17 protein-coding genes and 1 tRNA gene are annotated in these 17,783 nt (G+C 62.6%); 10 read left to right on the plus strand and 8 right to left on the minus strand.

Going from position 1 to position 17,783, the window contains the following annotated elements:
- Window positions 1-17: 17 nt before the first annotated feature.
- Genes FPZ08_RS11250 through FPZ08_RS11265 form a run of 4 tightly spaced genes read left to right on the plus strand, consistent with a single transcriptional unit; the run spans window position 18 to window position 4,192 of the window.
- The gene (locus FPZ08_RS11250) at window positions 18-1,190 is read left to right on the plus strand and encodes a sialidase family protein (protein WP_146290107.1); all 1,173 of its coding nucleotides are present in this window, start codon (window positions 18-20) and stop codon (window positions 1,188-1,190) included.
- Entirely contained in the window at window positions 1,187-2,137 is a 951-nt protein-coding gene (gene pdxA, locus FPZ08_RS11255) for a 4-hydroxythreonine-4-phosphate dehydrogenase PdxA (RefSeq protein WP_146290108.1), read from the plus strand. The genes FPZ08_RS11250 and pdxA overlap by 4 nt, the downstream gene beginning before the upstream one ends.
- Window positions 2,134-3,063, plus strand: a complete 930-nt coding sequence (locus tag FPZ08_RS11260; RefSeq protein WP_146290109.1) for a dihydrodipicolinate synthase family protein — start codon at window positions 2,134-2,136, stop codon at window positions 3,061-3,063. The genes pdxA and FPZ08_RS11260 overlap by 4 nt, the downstream gene beginning before the upstream one ends.
- Entirely contained in the window at window positions 3,056-4,192 is a 1,137-nt protein-coding gene (locus FPZ08_RS11265; protein WP_146290110.1) for an iron-containing alcohol dehydrogenase, read from the plus strand. The genes FPZ08_RS11260 and FPZ08_RS11265 overlap by 8 nt, the downstream gene beginning before the upstream one ends.
- 35 nt (window positions 4,193-4,227) lie before the next feature.
- Here FPZ08_RS11265 and FPZ08_RS11270 read toward each other — a convergent pair whose 3' ends face one another.
- Window positions 4,228-4,767: a MarR family winged helix-turn-helix transcriptional regulator gene (locus FPZ08_RS11270; RefSeq protein ID WP_186766951.1), complete on the minus strand. Its 540-nt coding sequence runs from the start codon at window positions 4,765-4,767 to the stop codon at window positions 4,228-4,230.
- Window positions 4,768-4,999: 232 nt separating this feature from the next.
- Between FPZ08_RS11270 and FPZ08_RS11275 the strand changes: the two genes are divergently transcribed.
- Complete coding sequence (locus FPZ08_RS11275) at window positions 5,000-5,494, plus strand: c-type cytochrome (RefSeq protein ID WP_146290112.1); 495 nt, start codon at window positions 5,000-5,002, stop codon at window positions 5,492-5,494.
- Window positions 5,495-5,528: 34 nt separating this feature from the next.
- Window positions 5,529-6,149 (plus strand): zinc metalloprotease, encoded by a 621-nt coding sequence (locus FPZ08_RS11280; RefSeq protein WP_146290113.1) that lies wholly within the window; start codon window positions 5,529-5,531, stop codon window positions 6,147-6,149.
- A gap of 2 nt (window positions 6,150-6,151) precedes the next feature.
- Here FPZ08_RS11280 and FPZ08_RS11285 read toward each other — a convergent pair whose 3' ends face one another.
- From FPZ08_RS11285 to FPZ08_RS11305, 5 genes are all read right to left on the minus strand, one after another.
- Window positions 6,152-6,943, minus strand: a complete 792-nt coding sequence (locus FPZ08_RS11285) for a substrate-binding periplasmic protein (RefSeq protein ID WP_146290114.1) — start codon at window positions 6,941-6,943, stop codon at window positions 6,152-6,154.
- A gap of 7 nt (window positions 6,944-6,950) precedes the next feature.
- Complete coding sequence (locus tag FPZ08_RS11290; RefSeq protein ID WP_246132631.1) at window positions 6,951-7,772, minus strand: ABC transporter permease; 822 nt, start codon at window positions 7,770-7,772, stop codon at window positions 6,951-6,953.
- Window positions 7,773-7,786: 14 nt separating this feature from the next.
- Window positions 7,787-8,788, minus strand: a complete 1,002-nt coding sequence (locus FPZ08_RS11295; RefSeq protein ID WP_146290115.1) for an ABC transporter ATP-binding protein — start codon at window positions 8,786-8,788, stop codon at window positions 7,787-7,789.
- The gene (locus tag FPZ08_RS11300) at window positions 8,788-9,621 is read right to left on the minus strand and encodes a substrate-binding periplasmic protein (RefSeq protein ID WP_146290116.1); all 834 of its coding nucleotides are present in this window, start codon (window positions 9,619-9,621) and stop codon (window positions 8,788-8,790) included. The genes FPZ08_RS11295 and FPZ08_RS11300 overlap by 1 nt, the downstream gene beginning before the upstream one ends.
- A 96-nt stretch (window positions 9,622-9,717) precedes the next feature.
- A complete protein-coding gene (locus tag FPZ08_RS11305) occupies window positions 9,718-11,445 on the minus strand; it encodes a pyrroloquinoline quinone-dependent dehydrogenase (protein ID WP_146290117.1) in 1,728 nt (575 codons plus the stop codon).
- A gap of 315 nt (window positions 11,446-11,760) precedes the next feature.
- On the opposite strand from FPZ08_RS11305, the gene FPZ08_RS11310 reads away from it, so the two are divergent.
- From FPZ08_RS11310 to FPZ08_RS21960, 3 genes are all read left to right on the plus strand, one after another.
- The gene (locus FPZ08_RS11310; RefSeq protein WP_146290118.1) at window positions 11,761-12,222 is read left to right on the plus strand and encodes a pseudoazurin; all 462 of its coding nucleotides are present in this window, start codon (window positions 11,761-11,763) and stop codon (window positions 12,220-12,222) included.
- A gap of 250 nt (window positions 12,223-12,472) precedes the next feature.
- On the plus strand, window positions 12,473-13,558 hold the full coding sequence (locus FPZ08_RS11315) for a helix-turn-helix domain-containing protein (RefSeq protein WP_146290119.1): 1,086 nt from the start codon (window positions 12,473-12,475) through the stop codon (window positions 13,556-13,558).
- A 299-nt stretch (window positions 13,559-13,857) separates the two neighbouring features.
- Complete coding sequence (locus FPZ08_RS21960; RefSeq protein WP_186766952.1) at window positions 13,858-14,007, plus strand: hypothetical protein; 150 nt, start codon at window positions 13,858-13,860, stop codon at window positions 14,005-14,007.
- Between the two features lie 366 nt (window positions 14,008-14,373).
- Here the strand turns inward: FPZ08_RS21960 and FPZ08_RS11320 are convergent.
- Window positions 14,374-14,450 (minus strand) — tRNA-Met (locus tag FPZ08_RS11320).
- A gap of 271 nt (window positions 14,451-14,721) precedes the next feature.
- Here FPZ08_RS11320 and FPZ08_RS11325 point away from each other — a divergent pair.
- A complete protein-coding gene (locus tag FPZ08_RS11325; protein WP_146290120.1) occupies window positions 14,722-15,672 on the plus strand; it encodes a ring-cleaving dioxygenase in 951 nt (316 codons plus the stop codon).
- 141 nt (window positions 15,673-15,813) lie between these two features.
- Here FPZ08_RS11325 and FPZ08_RS11330 read toward each other — a convergent pair whose 3' ends face one another.
- Window positions 15,814-17,685: a YfbK domain-containing protein gene (locus FPZ08_RS11330; RefSeq protein WP_342780126.1), complete on the minus strand. Its 1,872-nt coding sequence runs from the start codon at window positions 17,683-17,685 to the stop codon at window positions 15,814-15,816.
- Between the last annotated feature and the right edge of the window lie 98 nt (window positions 17,686-17,783).

Raw genomic sequence — 17,783 nt, forward strand, 5'->3', positions numbered from 1 at the left:
CAGAACGAGGAGAAATCATGACACCGGAGGACATTGCGGCGCGGATGGACGGCCAGCTTCTTGCGGGCGCGGACGGCCGGATCGAGGCATTGCTGCCCTCGCCCATGGTTCAGAATCATGCTGCCTTCCTCGAACATCTCGACGATGGCTCGCTTGCCTGCCTGTGGTTCGGCGGCACGCTTGAAGGCAAGTCCGACATTTCCATCTATGGCTCGACGCTGGCGCCCGGCGCGGAGCGCTGGGGCCCGCATGTGCGCCTCAGCGATGATCCCGATCGCTCCGAGCAGAATCCGGTGCTCTGGCTCAATGGCGAGGGTGTCCTGCAGCTCTTCCACACGGCCCAGCCGGCCGGCAACCAGGACGAGTGCCTGTTGCGCGCGCGGGTGATCTCGGTCGAGAACGGCACCATGCGGGGTGACGAACCGCGCGACCTCGACCTGCCCTTGGGCAGCTTCGTCCGTGGCCGTTTCGTGCGCCGCAAGGATGGCGCATGGATGATGCCGGTTTTCCGCTGTATTTCGCGGCCCGGCCAGCGCTGGAACGGCAGCCACGATATGGCCGGCGTCGCCGTAAGTACCGACGAGGGCCGGACCTGGACCCTTTCGGAAGTGCCCGGCTCCATCGGCTCGGTGCATATGACCATTGTGCCGCTGGACGGCGATCACATGGTGGCGTTCTATCGTCGCCGCCAGTCCGATTTCGTCGGCCGCTCTGAAAGCGTCGACGGCGGCCACACCTGGTCGCCCCCTGAAATGACCGACGTGCCCAACAACAATTCCTCGATCAACGTCATCCGCCTCGCAGACGGGCGTCTGGCCATGGTGTGCAATCCCGTCTCGGCCGCGACGTCGGATGACCGTCGCACGTCGCTCTATGACGAGATCGAGAAGGGCGACGACAGGCCCGACGCAACGGGCGGCTGTTCGCCGATCTGGGGCGTGCCGCGCGCGCCGCTGACGCTGTGTATCTCGACCGATGGCGGCAAGACCTGGCCACAGCGCCGTATCGTCGACAACAGCAGCGGCACGTGCCTCTCCAACAATTCGGTCGACGGACGCAACAAGGAACTGTCCTATCCCTACCTGCTGGAAGACAAGGATGGCGTGCTGCACGTCGCCTACACCTATTTCCGGCGCGCCATCAAATATGTCCGTCTCCCCGCGGGATGGATCGACGGAGAAAATTCGTGAGCAATATCATCGGCATTACCATGGGCGATCCGGCCGGCGTCGGCCCCGAGATTTCGGTCAAGGCCGTGGCGGAAATGTCTGCCGACGAGCGCGCCCGCACGCGCATCTATGGCAACCTCGCCACGCTGGAAAAAGCGCGCGAGGCGCTTGGCGTTTCGCTCGACCTTGCTGAGATCGTGGTTGATCTGCCGATCGAGGGCGGTCCCCTGCCTTGGGGCAAGCTCGATCCACGCGGTGGTGACGCCGCCTTCCGCTTCATCGAAAAAGCCGTGCGCGATGCCCAGGCCGGCAAGATCGGCTGCATCGTTACCGCGCCGATCAACAAGGGGGCGCTGAACCTGGCCGGCCACCACTATGATGGCCATACCGGCATGCTCGCTGCACTGACCGGCCAGAAATCGGCTTTCATGTTGCTGGCTTCAGATCGCCTCAAGGTCATCCATGTTTCGACCCATGTTTCGCTGAAGACCGCCATCGACCGGGCCACGCCCGAGCGCATTCTGGCGACCATCCGCGCCGGCAACGACCATCTGAAACGCATCGGCTATGACAGGCCGCGCATCGCCGTGGCCGGCATCAACCCGCATTGCGGCGAAAGCGGCCTGTTCGGCACCGAAGACGATGAGCAGGTGGTTCCCGCCGTAGCCATGGCAAAAGCCGAGGGCATCGACGTGGTCGGCCCTATCTCGGCCGACACGGTCTATCACCGCGCTTATACCGGCGCCTTCGACCTCGTCATCGCGCAGTATCACGATCAGGGCCATATCCCGATCAAGCTGGTGGCCTTCGACACCGCAGTCAACGTCTCGCTAGGCCTGCCTATCGATCGCACCTCCGTCGATCACGGCACAGCCTTCGACATTGCCGGGTCAGGCAAGGCCAACCACGTCAATATGAAGTCCGCAATCGCCTATGCGCGGCGTCTCGTTTCGGGGAAAACTGAATGAATCCCGCCGCCAGCCTGCCAATTTCCGGCGTTTTCTGCGCCTCCGCCACGCCGATTGCCGCAGATGGCTCGCCCGACCACGCCGCCTTTGCCGCCCATTGCAAGGCACTGATCGAAGAAGGCTGCGATGGCGTGGCCCTGCTCGGCACGACCGGGGAGGCCAATTCCTTCAGCATCGCCCAGCGCCAGCAACTGCTGGAAAAGGTCATCGCCGCAGGTCTCCACCCGCAGCGCCTCCTGCCCGGCACCTCGCAGACCAACGTGCCCGACAGCGTTACGCTGGTGAAACACGCCGTCCAGGCGGGCGTCAAAGCCTGCGTGGTCCTGCCGCCCTTCTACTACAAGGGCGTCAGTGACGAAGGCCTCTTCCGCTTCTACGCCGAACTGATCGAGGGTGTCGGCAGCAATGACCTGCGCGTCGTGCTCTACCACATCCCGCCCATCGCCCAGATCGGCATTTCGCTCGAGCTGACCGCCCGCCTGCGCGAGGCCTTTCCCGGTGTCATCGTCGGGGTCAAGGACAGCTCGGGCAAGATCGAGAGCATGGAAGCCTTCGCCAGGTCCTTCGACAATTTCTCCGTCCTGGCCGGTGCCGACCCGTTCATGCTGCCGCTGCTGCGCGCCGGCGGCGCGGGCTGCATCACTTCGAGTTCCAATCTCATCGGCAGGCATCTGAGCGCGGTCTTCGACAACTGGTTCGATGCGAACAAGAGCGACATGGTCGATGCCGCCCAGGCACGCATCAATGCCTGGCGCGACCTCTCCAATGCCTATGTTCAGCTCCCGACCATCAAGGCCATGCTGGCCAGGCGCCGCAACCATGCGGGCTGGACCCGCCTGCGCCCGCCGCTGGTCGAACTGAATGCCGCCGAACTGGACACGGTCTGGACCAAGATGGCCGCGCTGGAGGCAGACGAGCATGTCTGACACCACCCTCTCGATGGGTCACCCCATCACCCTGCTGCAACCTGCGCGGCTGGAAATCGGGGCCGGCGCGATCACCCGGCTGGGTGATTGGGCCTCGTCCCATAGGCGTATCTTTGTTGTCGCCATGGCACCGACGGTCGGCTTCATCGACCGCACCGGCCTCAAGGGCGAGGTCCAGGCCTATACCGACATTCCCCCCGAACCCGATCTGCCGGCCGTGGAGGCCGTTCTTGCGGCGGCCCGTGCCTTTCGACCCGATCTGGTGATCGGTCTTGGCGGCGGTTCGGTGATGGACGTCGCCAAGCTCGTTGCGGTGCTGTGGGACAGCGAGCAATCCGTTCTCGATGTCGTCGGCGTCGACAAGATCACTGGTCGCCGCTCGGCACTGGCGCAGGTGCCCACCACGTCGGGCACGGGGTCGGAAGCGGGTATCCGCTCGCTGGTCACCAATCCCCAGACGCTGGCCAAGCTGGCCGTCGAAAGCCGGCACATGCTGGCCGATATCGCCGTGCTCGATCCCGAGTTGACGCATTCGGTGCCGGCCGCCGTCACCGCCGCAACTGGAATCGATGCCCTTGCCCACTGCGTGGAATCCTTCACCAATATCAAGGCGCATCCACTCATCGATGGCTATGCCACCCTTGGCATCGAGCTTATCGGCAAGTATCTCGCCCGTGCCGTTGCCAATGGCGCCGACACCGAAGCGCGAGCCGGCATGATGCTGGCATCCTATTATGGCGGTTTGTGCCTGGGGCCGGTGAACACGGCCGGTGGCCACGCACTTGCCTACCCCCTCGGCACCCGCCTGAAACTGCCCCATGGCTTGGCCAACGCGATCATCTTCCCGCATATGCTGGCCTTCAACGCGCCGGCGCACCCGGAAAAGACCGCTGCCGTGCTGGCCGCCCTCGGCCTGCCGAACCACTCGGACGAGCGCAACGTGCTGGCCGGCAGCCATGGCTACTGCAAATCCCTCGGCGTGGACATGAGCCTTGCCAGCCATGGCGCCCAGGAAGCCGATCTCCGGTCCTGGGCCGAAGAAGCCTTTGCCATCAAGCGCCTGATCGACAACAATCCGCGCGCCCTCGGGGTCGAGGACATATTGTCGATCTACAAGAGTGCATTCTGAACGCGAACCGAATTTCGCACCCTACGGGTGGTTCATCATGCCGCCTGCTGTGCGCTATTCATGCTTGCCTTGAGCGCATTCCCCTTGATCTTGCGCAGGCCGGCCAGCAGGCGTTTTCCTTCGGCGGGTGATACGCCCTCAAGAAACTCCTTGAACAGGAGCTTGCCCTCGTCCGTCATATGCTTGAACAGAGGTATGGCAGCGTGTCGAAGGAAAATCCGGCGCACCCGGCTGTCCGAGGCATCCGGGCGGCGCTCGATCCAGGATTTTGCCTCCAGCCGCTCGACGAGTTTTCCCAGCGATGCCCGGCCCATCTGCATCAGTTCGGCCAGTTGCGTCTGCGTCAGCCCCTCGTTTTCATAGATATGCATCATGGCCCACCACTGAATGTGGGTCACCCCGGCCTTGGCGAGATATTGGTCGGTATGGGTCGATACCCGTCGCGACAATTCGTGCATCAGATAGAGCAGTTCGGAATGTTCGCGATAGGAAGCGTCCGTTGTCGCGCGGATGAGATCCCGCGCTGATAGCTCTGCTTCCGTGTTCTGGTCGTCCGGTCCTGTGGGTCTGGTCACTGCACCCTCCATGTCGCGCGCCCTTATATGCGACAAAAGTATAGTCCCGCCAGCATGCGAGGGAAGTTCGCGAAGCAATGTTGCCAGTTCAAAACTGTATGCTACCTTACAAAGGTTGAGGAGCGGGCGACGCAAGGGAGGAGGTAATCCCTGCTGCGGTGCCGCAAGGCGGCAGGTTGGTCTGCAAGACCCGCGATTTGGTCGCGCCGCCGTCCGATTGAAAGGTTTTCTGATGAGCAAGAAGAACGTGAGTTGGATCATAGGCGGCGCAGCGGCGATAACCGTGGCGGGCGCGAGCTTTTTCGCCTACGGCCTCGAAAGCCAGGCATTGACGACGGCCCCCGTGCCGCAGGCCCAGGACCACATACTGGTCGCGCAGGCTGAGACAGCGACGGTCTCCTACACCTCCGCGCAAGCCGATCGCGGCAAGACCGAATTCAACAAGGAATGCGTGGAATGCCACGGCAAGGATCTGCGGGGCGGACTGCTCGGCGGGCCACCGCTGCGCGGCGTGAGCTTTTTGCAAAAGTATGGCGGCGGCAGCCCGGCTGGCGTGTTGTATGAGGTCATGAGCTCGACCATGCCGCCGAACGCACCGGGAAGCTATTCGCCCGCCGTATACGCCGACCTGATGGCGCATATCCTCAAGACCAACGGCGTCAGGGCCGGCAACACCGAACTGCCTTCGGATATCGACGCACTCTACAATCTCACCATCGACAAGTGACGATACCCGGCAGAACCCTGGCCGCGATACGCGGGTGATCGACCTGGACCTGACCCTGCAACTGATGGTGACACGCTTCCTCGCAGGCGTGATCATGGCCACAGTGCAGGGCCTGACCATCGCGGCCATTGCCGTGCTGCTCGGCGACAAGGGGCCGCGATATGATGGGCGGCTGACGCCTCTGCCCGCCAGTCATATCGACCTGCTGGGGCTCGGTTCGCTCGTGCTGACCGGCTTCGGCTGGAGCAAGCCGGTGGCGATCGACCCCGGCGAACTCCGCGTCGGCCGCTGGGGGCTGGTGCTCGCCCCCATCGCCGGCGGCCTGGCTTTGCTCATCGCCGGCGCACTGCTCGTTCTGCTCGTCATTCCGGCCCTGACGCTCCTGCCGCACACGGCCGCCTTGCTGGTTGCCGCCTTCCTGCGCAGCACCGCACAGCTCTGCGTCTGGATGGCGCTGTTCACGCTCGTGCCGCTACCACCGCTCGCCGGGGGGCACATCCTTGCCGCGCTGGGCATCCGCCTCCCGCCCGCCGCCGGCACGATCATCGGCTGCCTGCTGCTGGCGCTTTCTCTGCTGGGTATCACCAGAATGGTGCTGGCACCGGCCTATCAGCTCCTTGCCCCACTCGTGCTCGGCGCCAATTTCATTCGCTAAGATCAGTCGATCGGGCGCACGCCATAACGCGCCATGATGGCGGCGATCGTGCCGTCGGCCGCCAGTTCGGCGAAGGTCTGGTCGATGACGCGCTTGAGCGTGATGTCGCCCTTCCACAGGCCGAAGACCATATTGTAGCGGGCGAGTTCGGGCGGGGCCCAGCGCACGGTCCAGTCATGCTCTTCCGCCAGCCGGCTCGCCAGCATCGCCTCGGTCACGCCGGCATCCAGCGTGCCATCGGCAAGGCCGGCTGCCAGCGCCTCGGGGCTGGTCAGAATGCGTGCCGCGGCGCCCTGCTCACGCAGGAAGCTCGCAAGCCCAATTCGGTCGAGACCCGATATCAGCGTCAGCACGCCGACCTGCTTGCCCTCAAGGCTTGCAACCGGGGCCGGCGAGACAATCGCCCAACCCGTCTGCGCATAGGCCGGACCGGTCTCGAGAAAGGAGCGCGTTTGCACCGAATTGACCACGCCGCCGGCGATCACCTGGCATTGCGCGCGGTTGAGGCCCCAGTTGCGTGGGTTGAAATCGCGCCCCATGGCACGGTTCTCGTTGATGACAAGCGAGACCCCGATGCGGTCAGCTACCACCTGCAGCAATTCGATATCGACGCCGGGCTGGTTCGGATCGCCGGTCACCAGCGGCGGATAAAGCGGCGGCACGCAGGCGCGCAACGCCCCGGCCCGTTCGATCTCGCGCAGCGATGTATCCGGCGGCAAAAAACTTATGCTGACCAGCAGCGCCAGCACCGCTCCGAAACTGATGAGATCGCGTATCGCCCCGTTCTCGGCCACCGCAGCCTCACATCCGGTGGAAGTCGTAGAGCGCGATGCTGAACAGCACCACGCAGGCGGTAACGATCACGGCAATCCCCATCCAAGGGTCGAACTGGTTGTAGCCGATCAACGCGCCGCGCAACGCATCCACCGCATAGGTCAGCGGGTTCCACTCGATAATGGTCACCAGCCAGTCGGGATAGACCACGCGCGTCTGCGCCCGGCTCAGCGCCGGATCGAGCGGAAAGATCGAGCTGGAGGTGAAATACAGCGGCAGGATCACCGCATTGGAGAAAACGCCGAAACCCTGAAAGCTGCTTATGCGATTGGCAATCACAACGCCCAGCGAGGTCAGCGCGAAGGCAAGCAGCGCCATCAGGCCCAGCGCCCTGACAATGTCGGTCAGGGTGAGCGGTATATCGGCAAAGCGCGCCAGGATCAGCACCAGGCATCCATGCAGCACCGCCACTGTCGTGCCCCCCAGCACCTTGGCCAGCAGGATCGTCGTGCGCGACAGCGGCGAAACCAGCACTTCGCGCAGGAAGCCGAATTCGCGATCCCAGATCACCGATACGGCTGACTGCACCGAGGTGAACATGATGTTGAGCGCTATAACGGCCGGAAAGATGAACTGCAGGTAAGTGAAGGGCACCACGAAGGTGACCGCGCCATAGACCTCGCCGCGGAAATAGGGATTGAGCCCGATCCCCAGGATCAGCACCCACAGGATCGGCCGGCTGACCCCGCCAATGAGCTGACCCCGGTCGCGAAACGCACGCTTTACTTCACGCAGCCACAGCCCGTAGAGCCCACCCAGCTGCACCATCAGCGCACGACGCCATTCCATTGCCCGAGCCTCGCTCATCTCGTGTGCTCGCCTCCGCGCTTGCCGAAGGCAAAGGTCTGTTCACGCGCGCCGGCGGCCTGGTCGCGCAACTCGCGACCGGTCAGCGACAGGAAGACGGTTTCGAGGCTCGGCACCTCCACCTTGAGCGCACTGATCCGCGTGCCGAACTCTGCCAGGAATGCGGCGATGAAGGCATCGTCGCTGACAAGCGTCAGTTCTGCGCCCTGCCTGCCGGTCAGGCGGTCGGCATATTGTGCCGAAATTGCCGCGCTGTCGGCCTCGGTCAGCGGTGTCACGCGCACCAGGGCCTGCCCATGCGCCTGCTTCAGTGCCTCGGGCGTATCGAGCGCCAGCACCTTGCCGCCATCGATGATGCAGACGCGGTCGCAGCTCTCGACTTCCTCGATATAGTGGGTGGTCACCAGCACCGTGATGTCCCGCTCCGCCCGCAGCCGGCGCAGATAGGCCCAGATGCGATCGCGTGTCTGTGCGTCGAGCCCGACAGTGGGTTCGTCAAGCAGCAGGATCCCGGAATCATGGATCAGCGCCCGCGCGATTTCGAGCCGCCGCTTCATGCCTGATGACAGCGTCCGCACCGGCTTGGCGGCCCAATCGGAAAGTTCGACCAGCGCCAGCATTTCCTCGATGCGCTGCCGCCGGAGCTTGCGGGGCACGCCGAAAACCAGCCCATGCAGTTCGAGGTTTTCACGCACAGTCAGCCGGTCGTCGAGGCTCGGCTCCTGAAAGACGATGCCGAGGCGCTGGCGCGCAGCGCGCGGGTTTTTCGCCACATCTATGCCGTCGATGAGCGCGGTGCCGCTATCGGGCCGTAGAATGGAGCTCAGGATATGCAGCAGCGTCGTCTTGCCGGCGCCGTTTGGCCCCAGCAGCGCGAACAGTTCCTGCTCGCGCACGGCAAAGCTCACCCCGTCGAGCGCCAGCGTGCGCCCATAGCGCTTGGAGATGGCGTCGAGATGGATCGCGTCAGCAGGAGGAACCGGGATAGCGTCGGGCATCATGGCGCTGCAACAGTGGCGGGAAAATCGAAGCTTTCGAGTATGCCCGCCAGTGTACCGTCGGCGGCAAGCGCCGCAATGGCCTCGTCGATGGCGTTGCGCAGGAATTTCTGGTCGGACAGCACCACCGCACCCACGCCAAGCGTGGTCGGCGGCAGCGGATCGGGAGCGATACTATGCAGCGCCGCATAGGCGGGATCGTTGTGCTGCTTGCCCCACAGGCTCGGCGCCCATACCAGCGCGACATCGACCGAGCCGTTGAGCAGCGATGCAAGCGCCTGATCGTTGGTGCCCATGGGATAGGCCGGCCAGCGCCTGTCGGCCGGCAGCGCCGACAGGTATGAGACGAGCCGGAGATGGGCCGTTGTGCCTACCGTGGCCCCGATGGGGCGTCCCGGCGGCAGGTCGGCAAGCGCGGTCAACGCCGGGTCGGAGGCGACAAAGACATATTGGGCGTCGTAATAGGCGCGGGTCAGCGCGATCCAGCTGGCATAGCCCTCCGGGATCAGCTTGAAGCCCATATAGACGTCGCAATGCTCCAGCATCACGGCGTAGATTTTGGTGATGTCCTCGACGACGATCTCGCTTTCCACCACATAGCGCTGCGGTTCGAGCAGCAGGGCGGCGGCAATCGTATCGGCAATGGTGCCGGCCACTTCCCAGTCGGGGTCGCGCTTGTCGATACAGTAGCGAAGCTGGGATTCGTCCAGTCGTCGGCCGATATTCCATTGCCCGGGGGCAAACGGCACATCGTCGAATTCCGCCTCCTGGGCAACAACCGGCGCTGCCAGCGCGAATACCAGCACAGTGACCGCCAGGCGCAAAAGAACCAAACTATTCCGCAAGTTCGGACCTCACCGGAAAAGGCAACCGGGCGGACTGGAAGGTTCCAGGTCCGCCCGGGCCGGTGTCAGGATGCGCTCAGCCGATTATTCGGCGTCGGGCAGCGCGAAGACATAGAGCGTCACCGGATTGTTCGGCGGCAGCTTCACGTCCGGGGTCAGTGACTGCAGGCGACCAAGGCCGTTACCGAAGTTGGCCACGACGGCGATATACTGCTTGCCATCGGCTTCGTAGCTGATCGGGAACGACTCGAGCGAATTGCTCAGCGTCGGGCTGGTCCACAGCACATCGCCGGTTTCGTCGTCGAACGCGATGAGCTTGCGGTCGAGCGTGCCCACGAACACGACGCCGCCAGCGGTCGGCAGGGTCGAGGTGGTGACCGGAGCATACTGCCGGTACTGCCACAGTTCGGACTGGTCATCCACATTGAAGGCACGGACCTGGCCGATATTGCCGTCGCCATCCGGCCGCGGCACCCGCGAGTAGGTCTGCAGGCCGCCGCCGGTATAGATCTGGCCCGGATCGAGCGGGTTGACCGTGGTATTCGAGCAGAATTCCACCGTCGGCAGGTAGATGGCGCCGGTCTTGGGGCTATAGGACGTAGCCTGCCAAGCCTTGCTGCCCGGGTCGGCTGGGCAGTTGAAGGTAGTCTCCCCGATCACCGGAATGACCTCGGGATTGATCTCCTTGGCCCCGGTTTCCGGGTCGATCGACAGCACCACATTCTGCGGCACGGTTTCCTTGGCCCACAGCCATTCGCCGGTATTGCGATCGACCGCTTCCATGATGCCGAGCTTGCCTGTCGTCACCACCATGTCGTCGATGATCAGGCGTTCATAGACATAGTCGAGATCGAGCGAGTCGGTCGGCAGGTACTGGTGGTACCACTTCAGCTCGCCGCTGGTCGCATCGATGGCGAGCGTCGAGTTGGTGTAGAGCGCCTCATTGGTGACGTTGGGGTCCGAGCTCTTGGGCGTGAGGCCCGCGATCTCGACGTTCCACGGATAAGGCTGGCCGACGCCGGCAAAGATCAGGTTCTGCTCGGGATCATAGGAGCCGGTGATCCAGGCCGAAGCGCCGTGGCGGCTTTCGAGCGGAATACCGTTCCAGCTGTTGCCTTCGGGCGTATCGCCGCGGGCAATGGTGTTGACGCGCCAGATTTCCTCGCCGGTCTCGGCATTGTGGCCGGTGAAGAAGCAGCCGCCCGGCTGGGCATTGCTGCAATTGGTCATGCCCTGGATGACGACGCCATTGGCCACCAGCGGACCCGAAGAATAGGCAAAGCCCTTCTTGTAGTCGGCAACCTGCTGATCCCAGACCAGTTCGCCGGTCTTGATGTCGAGCGCGATGATATGGGCGTCGCGCGTGGCGACGATCAGGTTGTTGCCATAGATGGCCTTGGAGCGCTCGCCGCCGGGGCTGACTTCATCGGGCAGCTCATACTGGTATTCCCAGATGAGATCGCCCGTCGCCGCGTTCAGTGCCTGGATACGGTGATCCGAATTCTGGATGAACATGACGCCGTCATGCACCAGCGGCGTTTCCTGAGTGCGGCCGCCCGGGCTCATGCCCCACGACCAGACCAGCTGTAGGTCGCCGACATTTTCCTTGGAAATCTGCTCGAGCGGACTATAGCCCCAGCCATTGAACGTGCGACGCCACATCAACCAGTCGGCATCGGGCGGGTTGAGCAGCATCTCGTCCGTGACGGGCGTGATCGAGTCGATCGGTGCGTCCTGGGCAATTGCGGTATGGACGGCGATCAGCGAGACTGCGACCGCAACGAGCGCAGTTAGTTTCGGACTACTCTTCATGAGCGTCTCCTCTCCTCCAAAAATGCTTGCTAGCGCTCGGGCTGGTCGTTGCCAGGGAATTGTCTTGCCGCAAAATTGTACGCTAGCTTACTATCAGCTAAGCCGATGCGGCGAGGAACGTCAACACGACGCAGACGTTTCAATGTCGATTTTGGGCGAAGCCCGGAATTTTCAGCGCGCTGAGGATTTTGCGCAGGCGCCGCTATTCCAGCGGTGACGTTGCCTATCGGAGATTTGCCCCTCTCTTCGCCCCGCGAAGGAGGGCAGGTATGGAACAACAGGGACGCATTGCGCGTCGATATGAGGAGAAGAATTATGCCCGCAATTTCAAGGCGCAAGTTCGTTGCCGGATCGGTCGCGGCACTGGCCATCCCGGCTGTGCTGACCAGCCGGGCCTTCGCGGCCGAGCACGAAGTCCATATGCTCAACAAGGGCGAGGCGGGCGCCATGGTGTTCGAACCGGCGCTGATCCGGGTTGCCGCCGGCGACACCGTCAAGTTCATTCCCACCGATCCGGGCCACAATGCTGAGACCGTCCGGGGCATGGCGCCCGAAGGGTCCGAACCGTTCAAGGGCGCCATCGGCAAGGAGGTCGATGTGACCTTCACCGTCCCGGGCGTCTATGGCGTGAAGTGCCTGCCGCACTTTGCCATGGGCATGGTGGCGCTGGTGGTGGTGGATGACCCCGCAGCCAATCTCGAAGAAGCCAAGGCCGTCCGCAACCCGCCCAAGGCCAAGGAACGCTTCGACGCCATCTTTGCCGAACTCGAAGGCTGATCCTGCCAATCAGGACCCGTGGGGCAATCGCCCCCGGGTCCGCCGTCGACCGCCTGCCAGCACATCTGGCCGGTCACGGCGCCTTATGCCCCTCGCCCACATGAGTTTTTGTCTTACCGCCGTAGCGCCGGGCGCTCACTGCGGTGTGCGCTCGACATTATGGCATCCATAACCATAGCCATGGTGTGCCTGATGCGGTGATTTGACAAAACAACGAACCTAGGTCGAAATATTGAGCGTTGATCGGTGTTTGGCGATCATCGTTGATGGGTCTGGGGGCCTTGTGAACAGTAACGACCGCAGTGACGCTCAAACAGGCCCGGCACTTCAGTCGTTCCGCATCGACACCGGCAATCTGGCCGGGAAGGCAGGGTTTGAGCTCTGGCAGGAGGAGCTCGTTCCATACTGGGACTCCCAGCCATGCGGTGATGTCCGGGAACATTTTCGAAGCGTGTTCGAAAGCCATCTTTGCGGCGCGGTCATGATCGGCAGGGTGGGTACGCCCGCCCAACGCATCGATCGTTCCCGTTATCGGATCGCCCGCGACGGCTTTTCCCAATATGGCTTGAAGATCGTTCTGCGAGGAACAATCGGGAAGCGGGGCGGCGATCGTGAGTCACGGGCCGATGCGCCTGGAGATGTGTTCATTACAGACCTGTCCCAACCCCAAACGGTTGAATCCGGCGATCTGGACGTCCTGTTTGTAATCATGCAGCGGGATCTGCTGGCGCCGCTGCTCACGCTGCCCGATGAGCATAACCAGCGGGCCATCTCCGGCCAGAACCCGCTTGCACAATTGCTTCGCACGCATCTGACATCGGTCTATCACCTTGCCCCGAGCCTGAATGCCGTCCAGGCCGAAGCCATCATGAAGCCGACACTCGAACTGGCGGCCGCGGCCATCAATGCGCAGGTTTCGGAAACGAATGTCGGGGCAGTCCGTGTTGCGGTAACTCAGGAAATCCGCAGGCATATCGAGAACCAGATTCGCAATCCCCGCCTTCATGCGGAAACGGTAGCCGCGCACTTTGGCCTGTCGCGCCGCAAACTCTATTATCTTTTCCAGCCATTCGGCGGATTTGCCACCTACGTCCAGCAGAGACGACTGCACAGCATTCGTGCCGACATCATCAATCCCGCCCTGCAGAACAGAAGCGTTGCCAGCATTGCCGAGGGTTATGGCTTCGATAACTATCCGAGCTTCGTTCGCGCGTTCCGGCGCACCCACGAGATGAGCCCGCGCGAGGTCCGGACGCTCGGCCTTGAGCGTTGCTCCACCATAGGGGCAAAGCTCACCGCTAATAGCTGGCATAGCTGGTTTTTCCAGACCCGATAGCGCTGCGCCCAAGCCAATGCACTCCCCGGATGATGGCTCCGGCCTCGGGCTGGGGCCTTTTTCGTTTGCGCACAAATCCGGCGGGATGGCGTAGTTCGAATCGGCTGGCTCCGGGTTGAAATCACTGGGTGACCATGGCGCCGCCTTGGCTGAAACGCCTGTCGTCCCAACGTCAAATTTGCACCCACGGAAAACATAATTGCACGCAGGGCGATATTGTCGACCGCAAGCCCGTTTACCTTTGACAGCGACACCCCGTTGCCCGTTCCCTCCCGAATTCTCAACCAAGGGAGTAAAACATGAAGACGTTTCGTGCATTCGCCGTTGCCGCCTTGCTCGGCGCTACAATTCTCGCGCCGACGGTTGCAAATGCAAAGGATGACAGGAGCCCAATTGGCGACCTGTTCTGCTGGATTTTCCCAGAAATCTGCGGCCCGCTGGACCTGTGAGAATGGTCGGAATGAAGAAGCTTCGTACAATCGCCGTCGCAACTATGCTCAGCATGTCAGTTTTTGCGACGTCGAATGCAATGGCAATGCCTCCGCAAGAGCTGGATGATTACATTTGCATAAAAATTCCTTATTCGACTGAATGGATTTGCATCCAATGGCCTTTATGGTGAAGTCTTTCCCTCTATTTTTGGCATAATGAAACGGTGGGCCGGATGTTCTGTCTGGCCCACTTTTTTATTTCCACCTCATGACCTGGGTGGCGTTTTGCCTCCCACCGATCCTGGGGATTTTGCAAACGGGTGAAAATGCCTTGTTGCAGCACTCTAAAATGCAAAAAACCCCCGGTTTCCCGGGGGTTTTGATTGGTAGCGAAGCCCAGATTTGAACTGGGGACACACGGATTATGATTCCGCTGCTCTAACCAACTGAGCTACTCCGCCCCAAGGGGCAGCGCGGGTTTCCCCGAGCGACGCGCACTAACTAAGTTTAGCACGGCGCGGTGTCAAGTCACTCCCAATCGCGCTGACGACAGGGGCGATTGCGTTAGCGTACTGTTAGCATTGACGAAGGCAATCGGTGAATCCCGGCTGCTGCATCGTTCAAAAATCGACACCAGTCTGTCGGAATTGCAGCGCTGCCAAAGCGGCGCCGGGTCCATTACATGTTGGTCAACGCAAGGCGCGATGTCAGCGCCATCAAGGAGACACGATCATGACCATCGAACTCGGAGGCATCCATCACCTCACGGCAGTAACAGCAGAGGCAAAGCAGAACCTGGCCTTCTATACCAAGACCCTGGGCATGCGGCTGATCAAGAAGACGGTCAACCAGGACGATACCACCGCCTATCACCTGTTCTATGGCGACGGCGTGGCCTCGCCCGGCGCCGACTTGACCTTCTTCGATTTCCCCGCCGCCCGCGAACAGCGCGGCAATCACACGGTGGGCCGTACGGGTCTGCGCGTCGATAGCGAGGATAGCCTCGTTTGGTGGAAGGCCCATCTGCAGGAACACGGTGTCGGCACGTCAGCCATCAAGGAGCGCAATGGCCAGCTCTCGCTCGATTTCGAGGATTTCGAAGGCCAGCGCTTCCGCATGGTGATCGACAGCGCCAACAAGGTCGTGCCCTGGGCCAAGTCGCCGGTGCCGGCGGAGCGGCAGATCATCGGGCTGGGACCGATCACCCTGTCGGTGCCGCGGCTCGACCGTACGGAAAAGGTGCTGACCGAGGTCATGAACATGCGCAAGGTGCGCGAATATGCCATGACCAGCCATACGCCCGAGACCCATGTTTATGAAATGGGTCCCGGTGGCCCCGGCGCCGAACTGCATGTGGCGGTCGACCCCACCCTGCCCCCGGCCCGTCCAGGCGCCGGCGGTGTGCACCACGTCGCTTTCCGCACGCCGGACCAGGATGGGCTGCGCCAGTGGATCGAGCGGGTTGGCCGCGCCGGCCTGCGCAATAGCGGGGAAGTGGAGCGCTTCTACTTCACCTCGCTTTATTTCCGCGAGCCCAACGGCATCCTGTTCGAGATCGCCACCGACGTGCCGGGATTTGCCGCGGATGAGCCGATGGAGACGTTGGGGGAAAGCCTGGCTTTGCCGCCGTTCCTGGAGGGTCGTCGGGCCAGCATTGAGGCGGGTTTGAAGCCGCTGGTTTAGATGCATGTGGGTGGGGCAGCATCTGCCCCACCCTAACCGCCGGCCGTCACCCTCGGGCTTGACCCGAGGGCGTTGCACTTACCGGAGCTTGCACAAGTGAAGAGCCCTCGGGTCAAGCCCGAGGGTGACGATCTGTGGGTGTTACTCACAAACCTCGTCACTCGCACTGATATCGCACGGATCGCTGTCGGTATTGGGCTTCAGCAGGCTGGCGGTCTGCACCAGTTGGATGAACTCGGCGCGATAGCCGCTTTCGTCGCTGCCCTTGCCCGAGCGGGCCAAAGCTTCGATTTCGTCCCAATCGATATCAGAGCCGTAATTGGACCCCTTGAGCTTCTGGCCGAAGGCCGCCACGGCTGCGGCGAAGCGCATGTCGTCGCTGACTTCGCCGATATCGCCATAGACCAGATCGGGCGTTACCGGCTGTTCGATCAACTGGCTGACATCGCTTTCCGGCAGCTTGTAGCGCATGCGGAGGAACGCGATCTCGTCATCGCTGCCGGTCTCGGCCTGGGCGCCGTAGCGCAGCGGATCGATCAACTCGCCACCCGAGCCGACCGGGGTGATTTCATAGATCGCGGTCACGGTATGGCCGGCGCCGATATCGCCGGCATCGACCGCGTCATTGTTGAAATCCTCGCGGTTGAGCGCGCGGGTCTCATAGCCGATCAACCGGTATTCGCTGACCACGGCCGGGTTGAACTCGACCTGGATCTTCACATCCTTGGCGATCATGTCGAGCGTGCCGCCCATTTCCTCGACCAGCACCTTCTGGGCCTCGCGGAAGCTGGAAATATAGCTGGCATTGCCATTGCCGTTCTGCGCCAGCGCCTGCATCGTCGCATCATCGAGATTGCCGCGGCCGAACCCCAGCACCGACAAAGTGGTCCCGCTATCGCGCTTGGCCTTGATGAAGGTCTCGAGGTCATCAGGGTTGTCGATGCCGACATTGAAATCGCCATCGGTCGCCAGGATCACGCGATTGGTGCCCCCGGAAACCCGGCCTTGCTCCGCCAGCCGATAGGCCAGTTCGATCCCATCAGCGCCCGCCGTGCTGCCGCCGGCCGCAAGCTGGTCCAGCGCCCCGAGGATTTTGGCCTTTTCGGTCGCCACCGTCGGCTCCAGCACCACGCCGGCCGAACCGGCATAGACCACGATGGACACCGTATCATTGGCCGAGAGCTGGTCGACCAAGAGGCCAAAGGCGCGCTTGAGCAGCGGCAGCTTGTCCGCCTCGTCCATCGAGCCCGACGTATCAATCAGGAACACCAGATTAGCAGGCTTGTCCTCGCCGGCATCGGGCACATAGCCCTTGATGCCGATCTGCAAGAGCTGCGTCTTCGGATTCCACGGCGTCGGATAGACCGCCATTGTCGGCTTGAACGGCACCGAAGCGCTATCGGCAGAAGGATAGTCATAGGGGAAATAGTTGATCATCTCCTCGATGCGCACTGCATCGGGCTCGGGCACATAGCCGTCTTCCAGTATGCGGCGCACATAGGAATAGCTGGCCGTATCCACATCGATCGAGAAGGTCGAAACCGGCTCCTCCGCCACCGCCTTGAGGCGCTGTTCGTCGAAGCTGGTAAAGGCATCCCCGCTCGGCTCGGTGGGCTGCAGGGCGATCGAGGGCATCGGCGCGGGCGACGGCATGTAGAGCGCCTCGCTTTCCGCCATCCGGGCGGCGGGAGCCACACCAACGGACATCTGCTGCTTGGGAACGATGGCGGCATTGCCGCCCGACTGGGGCGCAGCCGCATCCCGCGCCATATCGCTATCGGCAAGACTGTCATTCAGCGGCGCCGGTTCCGGCGCGGCAGCGGTCGTGCTGGTCGCCGGGGGCGGCGCCTGCTCTTCGGTCGCGGCCAGTTCGGGCGGCGGCTCGACCACCACCGGCTGCTGCACGGCAACACCGGTCGGCGCCGTCATCGAGGTGGTCGAATAGAGCTGGTAGCCGAGCGGCAGGATCAGCAGGGCAATGGCTGCAGTGCCGATGGGGAGACGCATGTCCATGATCGTTTTCCCTTTCCAGGAAGTGATGATGGACGTGAGACGCTGGCCCCAATGATTTCCTTGGGGGCGGGTTTCAGTTTTTTTCTGCGCCGCTTCGA

Source organism: Devosia ginsengisoli, assembly GCF_007859655.1.
GTDB lineage: Bacteria > Pseudomonadota > Alphaproteobacteria > Rhizobiales > Devosiaceae > Devosia > Devosia ginsengisoli.

Excerpts from the sequence above, each read along its gene's own strand:
- FPZ08_RS11250 (WP_146290107.1), top strand. The coding sequence starts at position 18 with ATGACACCGGAGGACATTGCGGCGCGGATGGACGGCCAGCTTCTTGCG.
- FPZ08_RS11260 (WP_146290109.1), top strand. The coding sequence starts at position 2,134 with ATGAATCCCGCCGCCAGCCTGCCAATTTCCGGCGTTTTCTGCGCCTCC.
- FPZ08_RS11265 (WP_146290110.1), top strand. The coding sequence starts at position 3,056 with ATGTCTGACACCACCCTCTCGATGGGTCACCCCATCACCCTGCTGCAA.
- FPZ08_RS11275 (WP_146290112.1), top strand. The coding sequence starts at position 5,000 with ATGAGCAAGAAGAACGTGAGTTGGATCATAGGCGGCGCAGCGGCGATA.
- FPZ08_RS11290 (WP_246132631.1), bottom strand. The coding sequence starts at position 7,772 with ATGGAATGGCGTCGTGCGCTGATGGTGCAGCTGGGTGGGCTCTACGGG.
- FPZ08_RS11295 (WP_146290115.1), bottom strand. The coding sequence starts at position 8,788 with ATGCCCGACGCTATCCCGGTTCCTCCTGCTGACGCGATCCATCTCGAC.
- FPZ08_RS11305 (WP_146290117.1), bottom strand. The coding sequence starts at position 11,445 with ATGAAGAGTAGTCCGAAACTAACTGCGCTCGTTGCGGTCGCAGTCTCG.
- FPZ08_RS11310 (WP_146290118.1), top strand. The coding sequence starts at position 11,761 with ATGCCCGCAATTTCAAGGCGCAAGTTCGTTGCCGGATCGGTCGCGGCA.
- FPZ08_RS21960 (WP_186766952.1), top strand. The coding sequence starts at position 13,858 with ATGAAGACGTTTCGTGCATTCGCCGTTGCCGCCTTGCTCGGCGCTACA.
- FPZ08_RS11325 (WP_146290120.1), top strand. The coding sequence starts at position 14,722 with ATGACCATCGAACTCGGAGGCATCCATCACCTCACGGCAGTAACAGCA.
- FPZ08_RS11330 (WP_342780126.1), bottom strand. The coding sequence starts at position 17,685 with ATGGACATGCGTCTCCCCATCGGCACTGCAGCCATTGCCCTGCTGATC.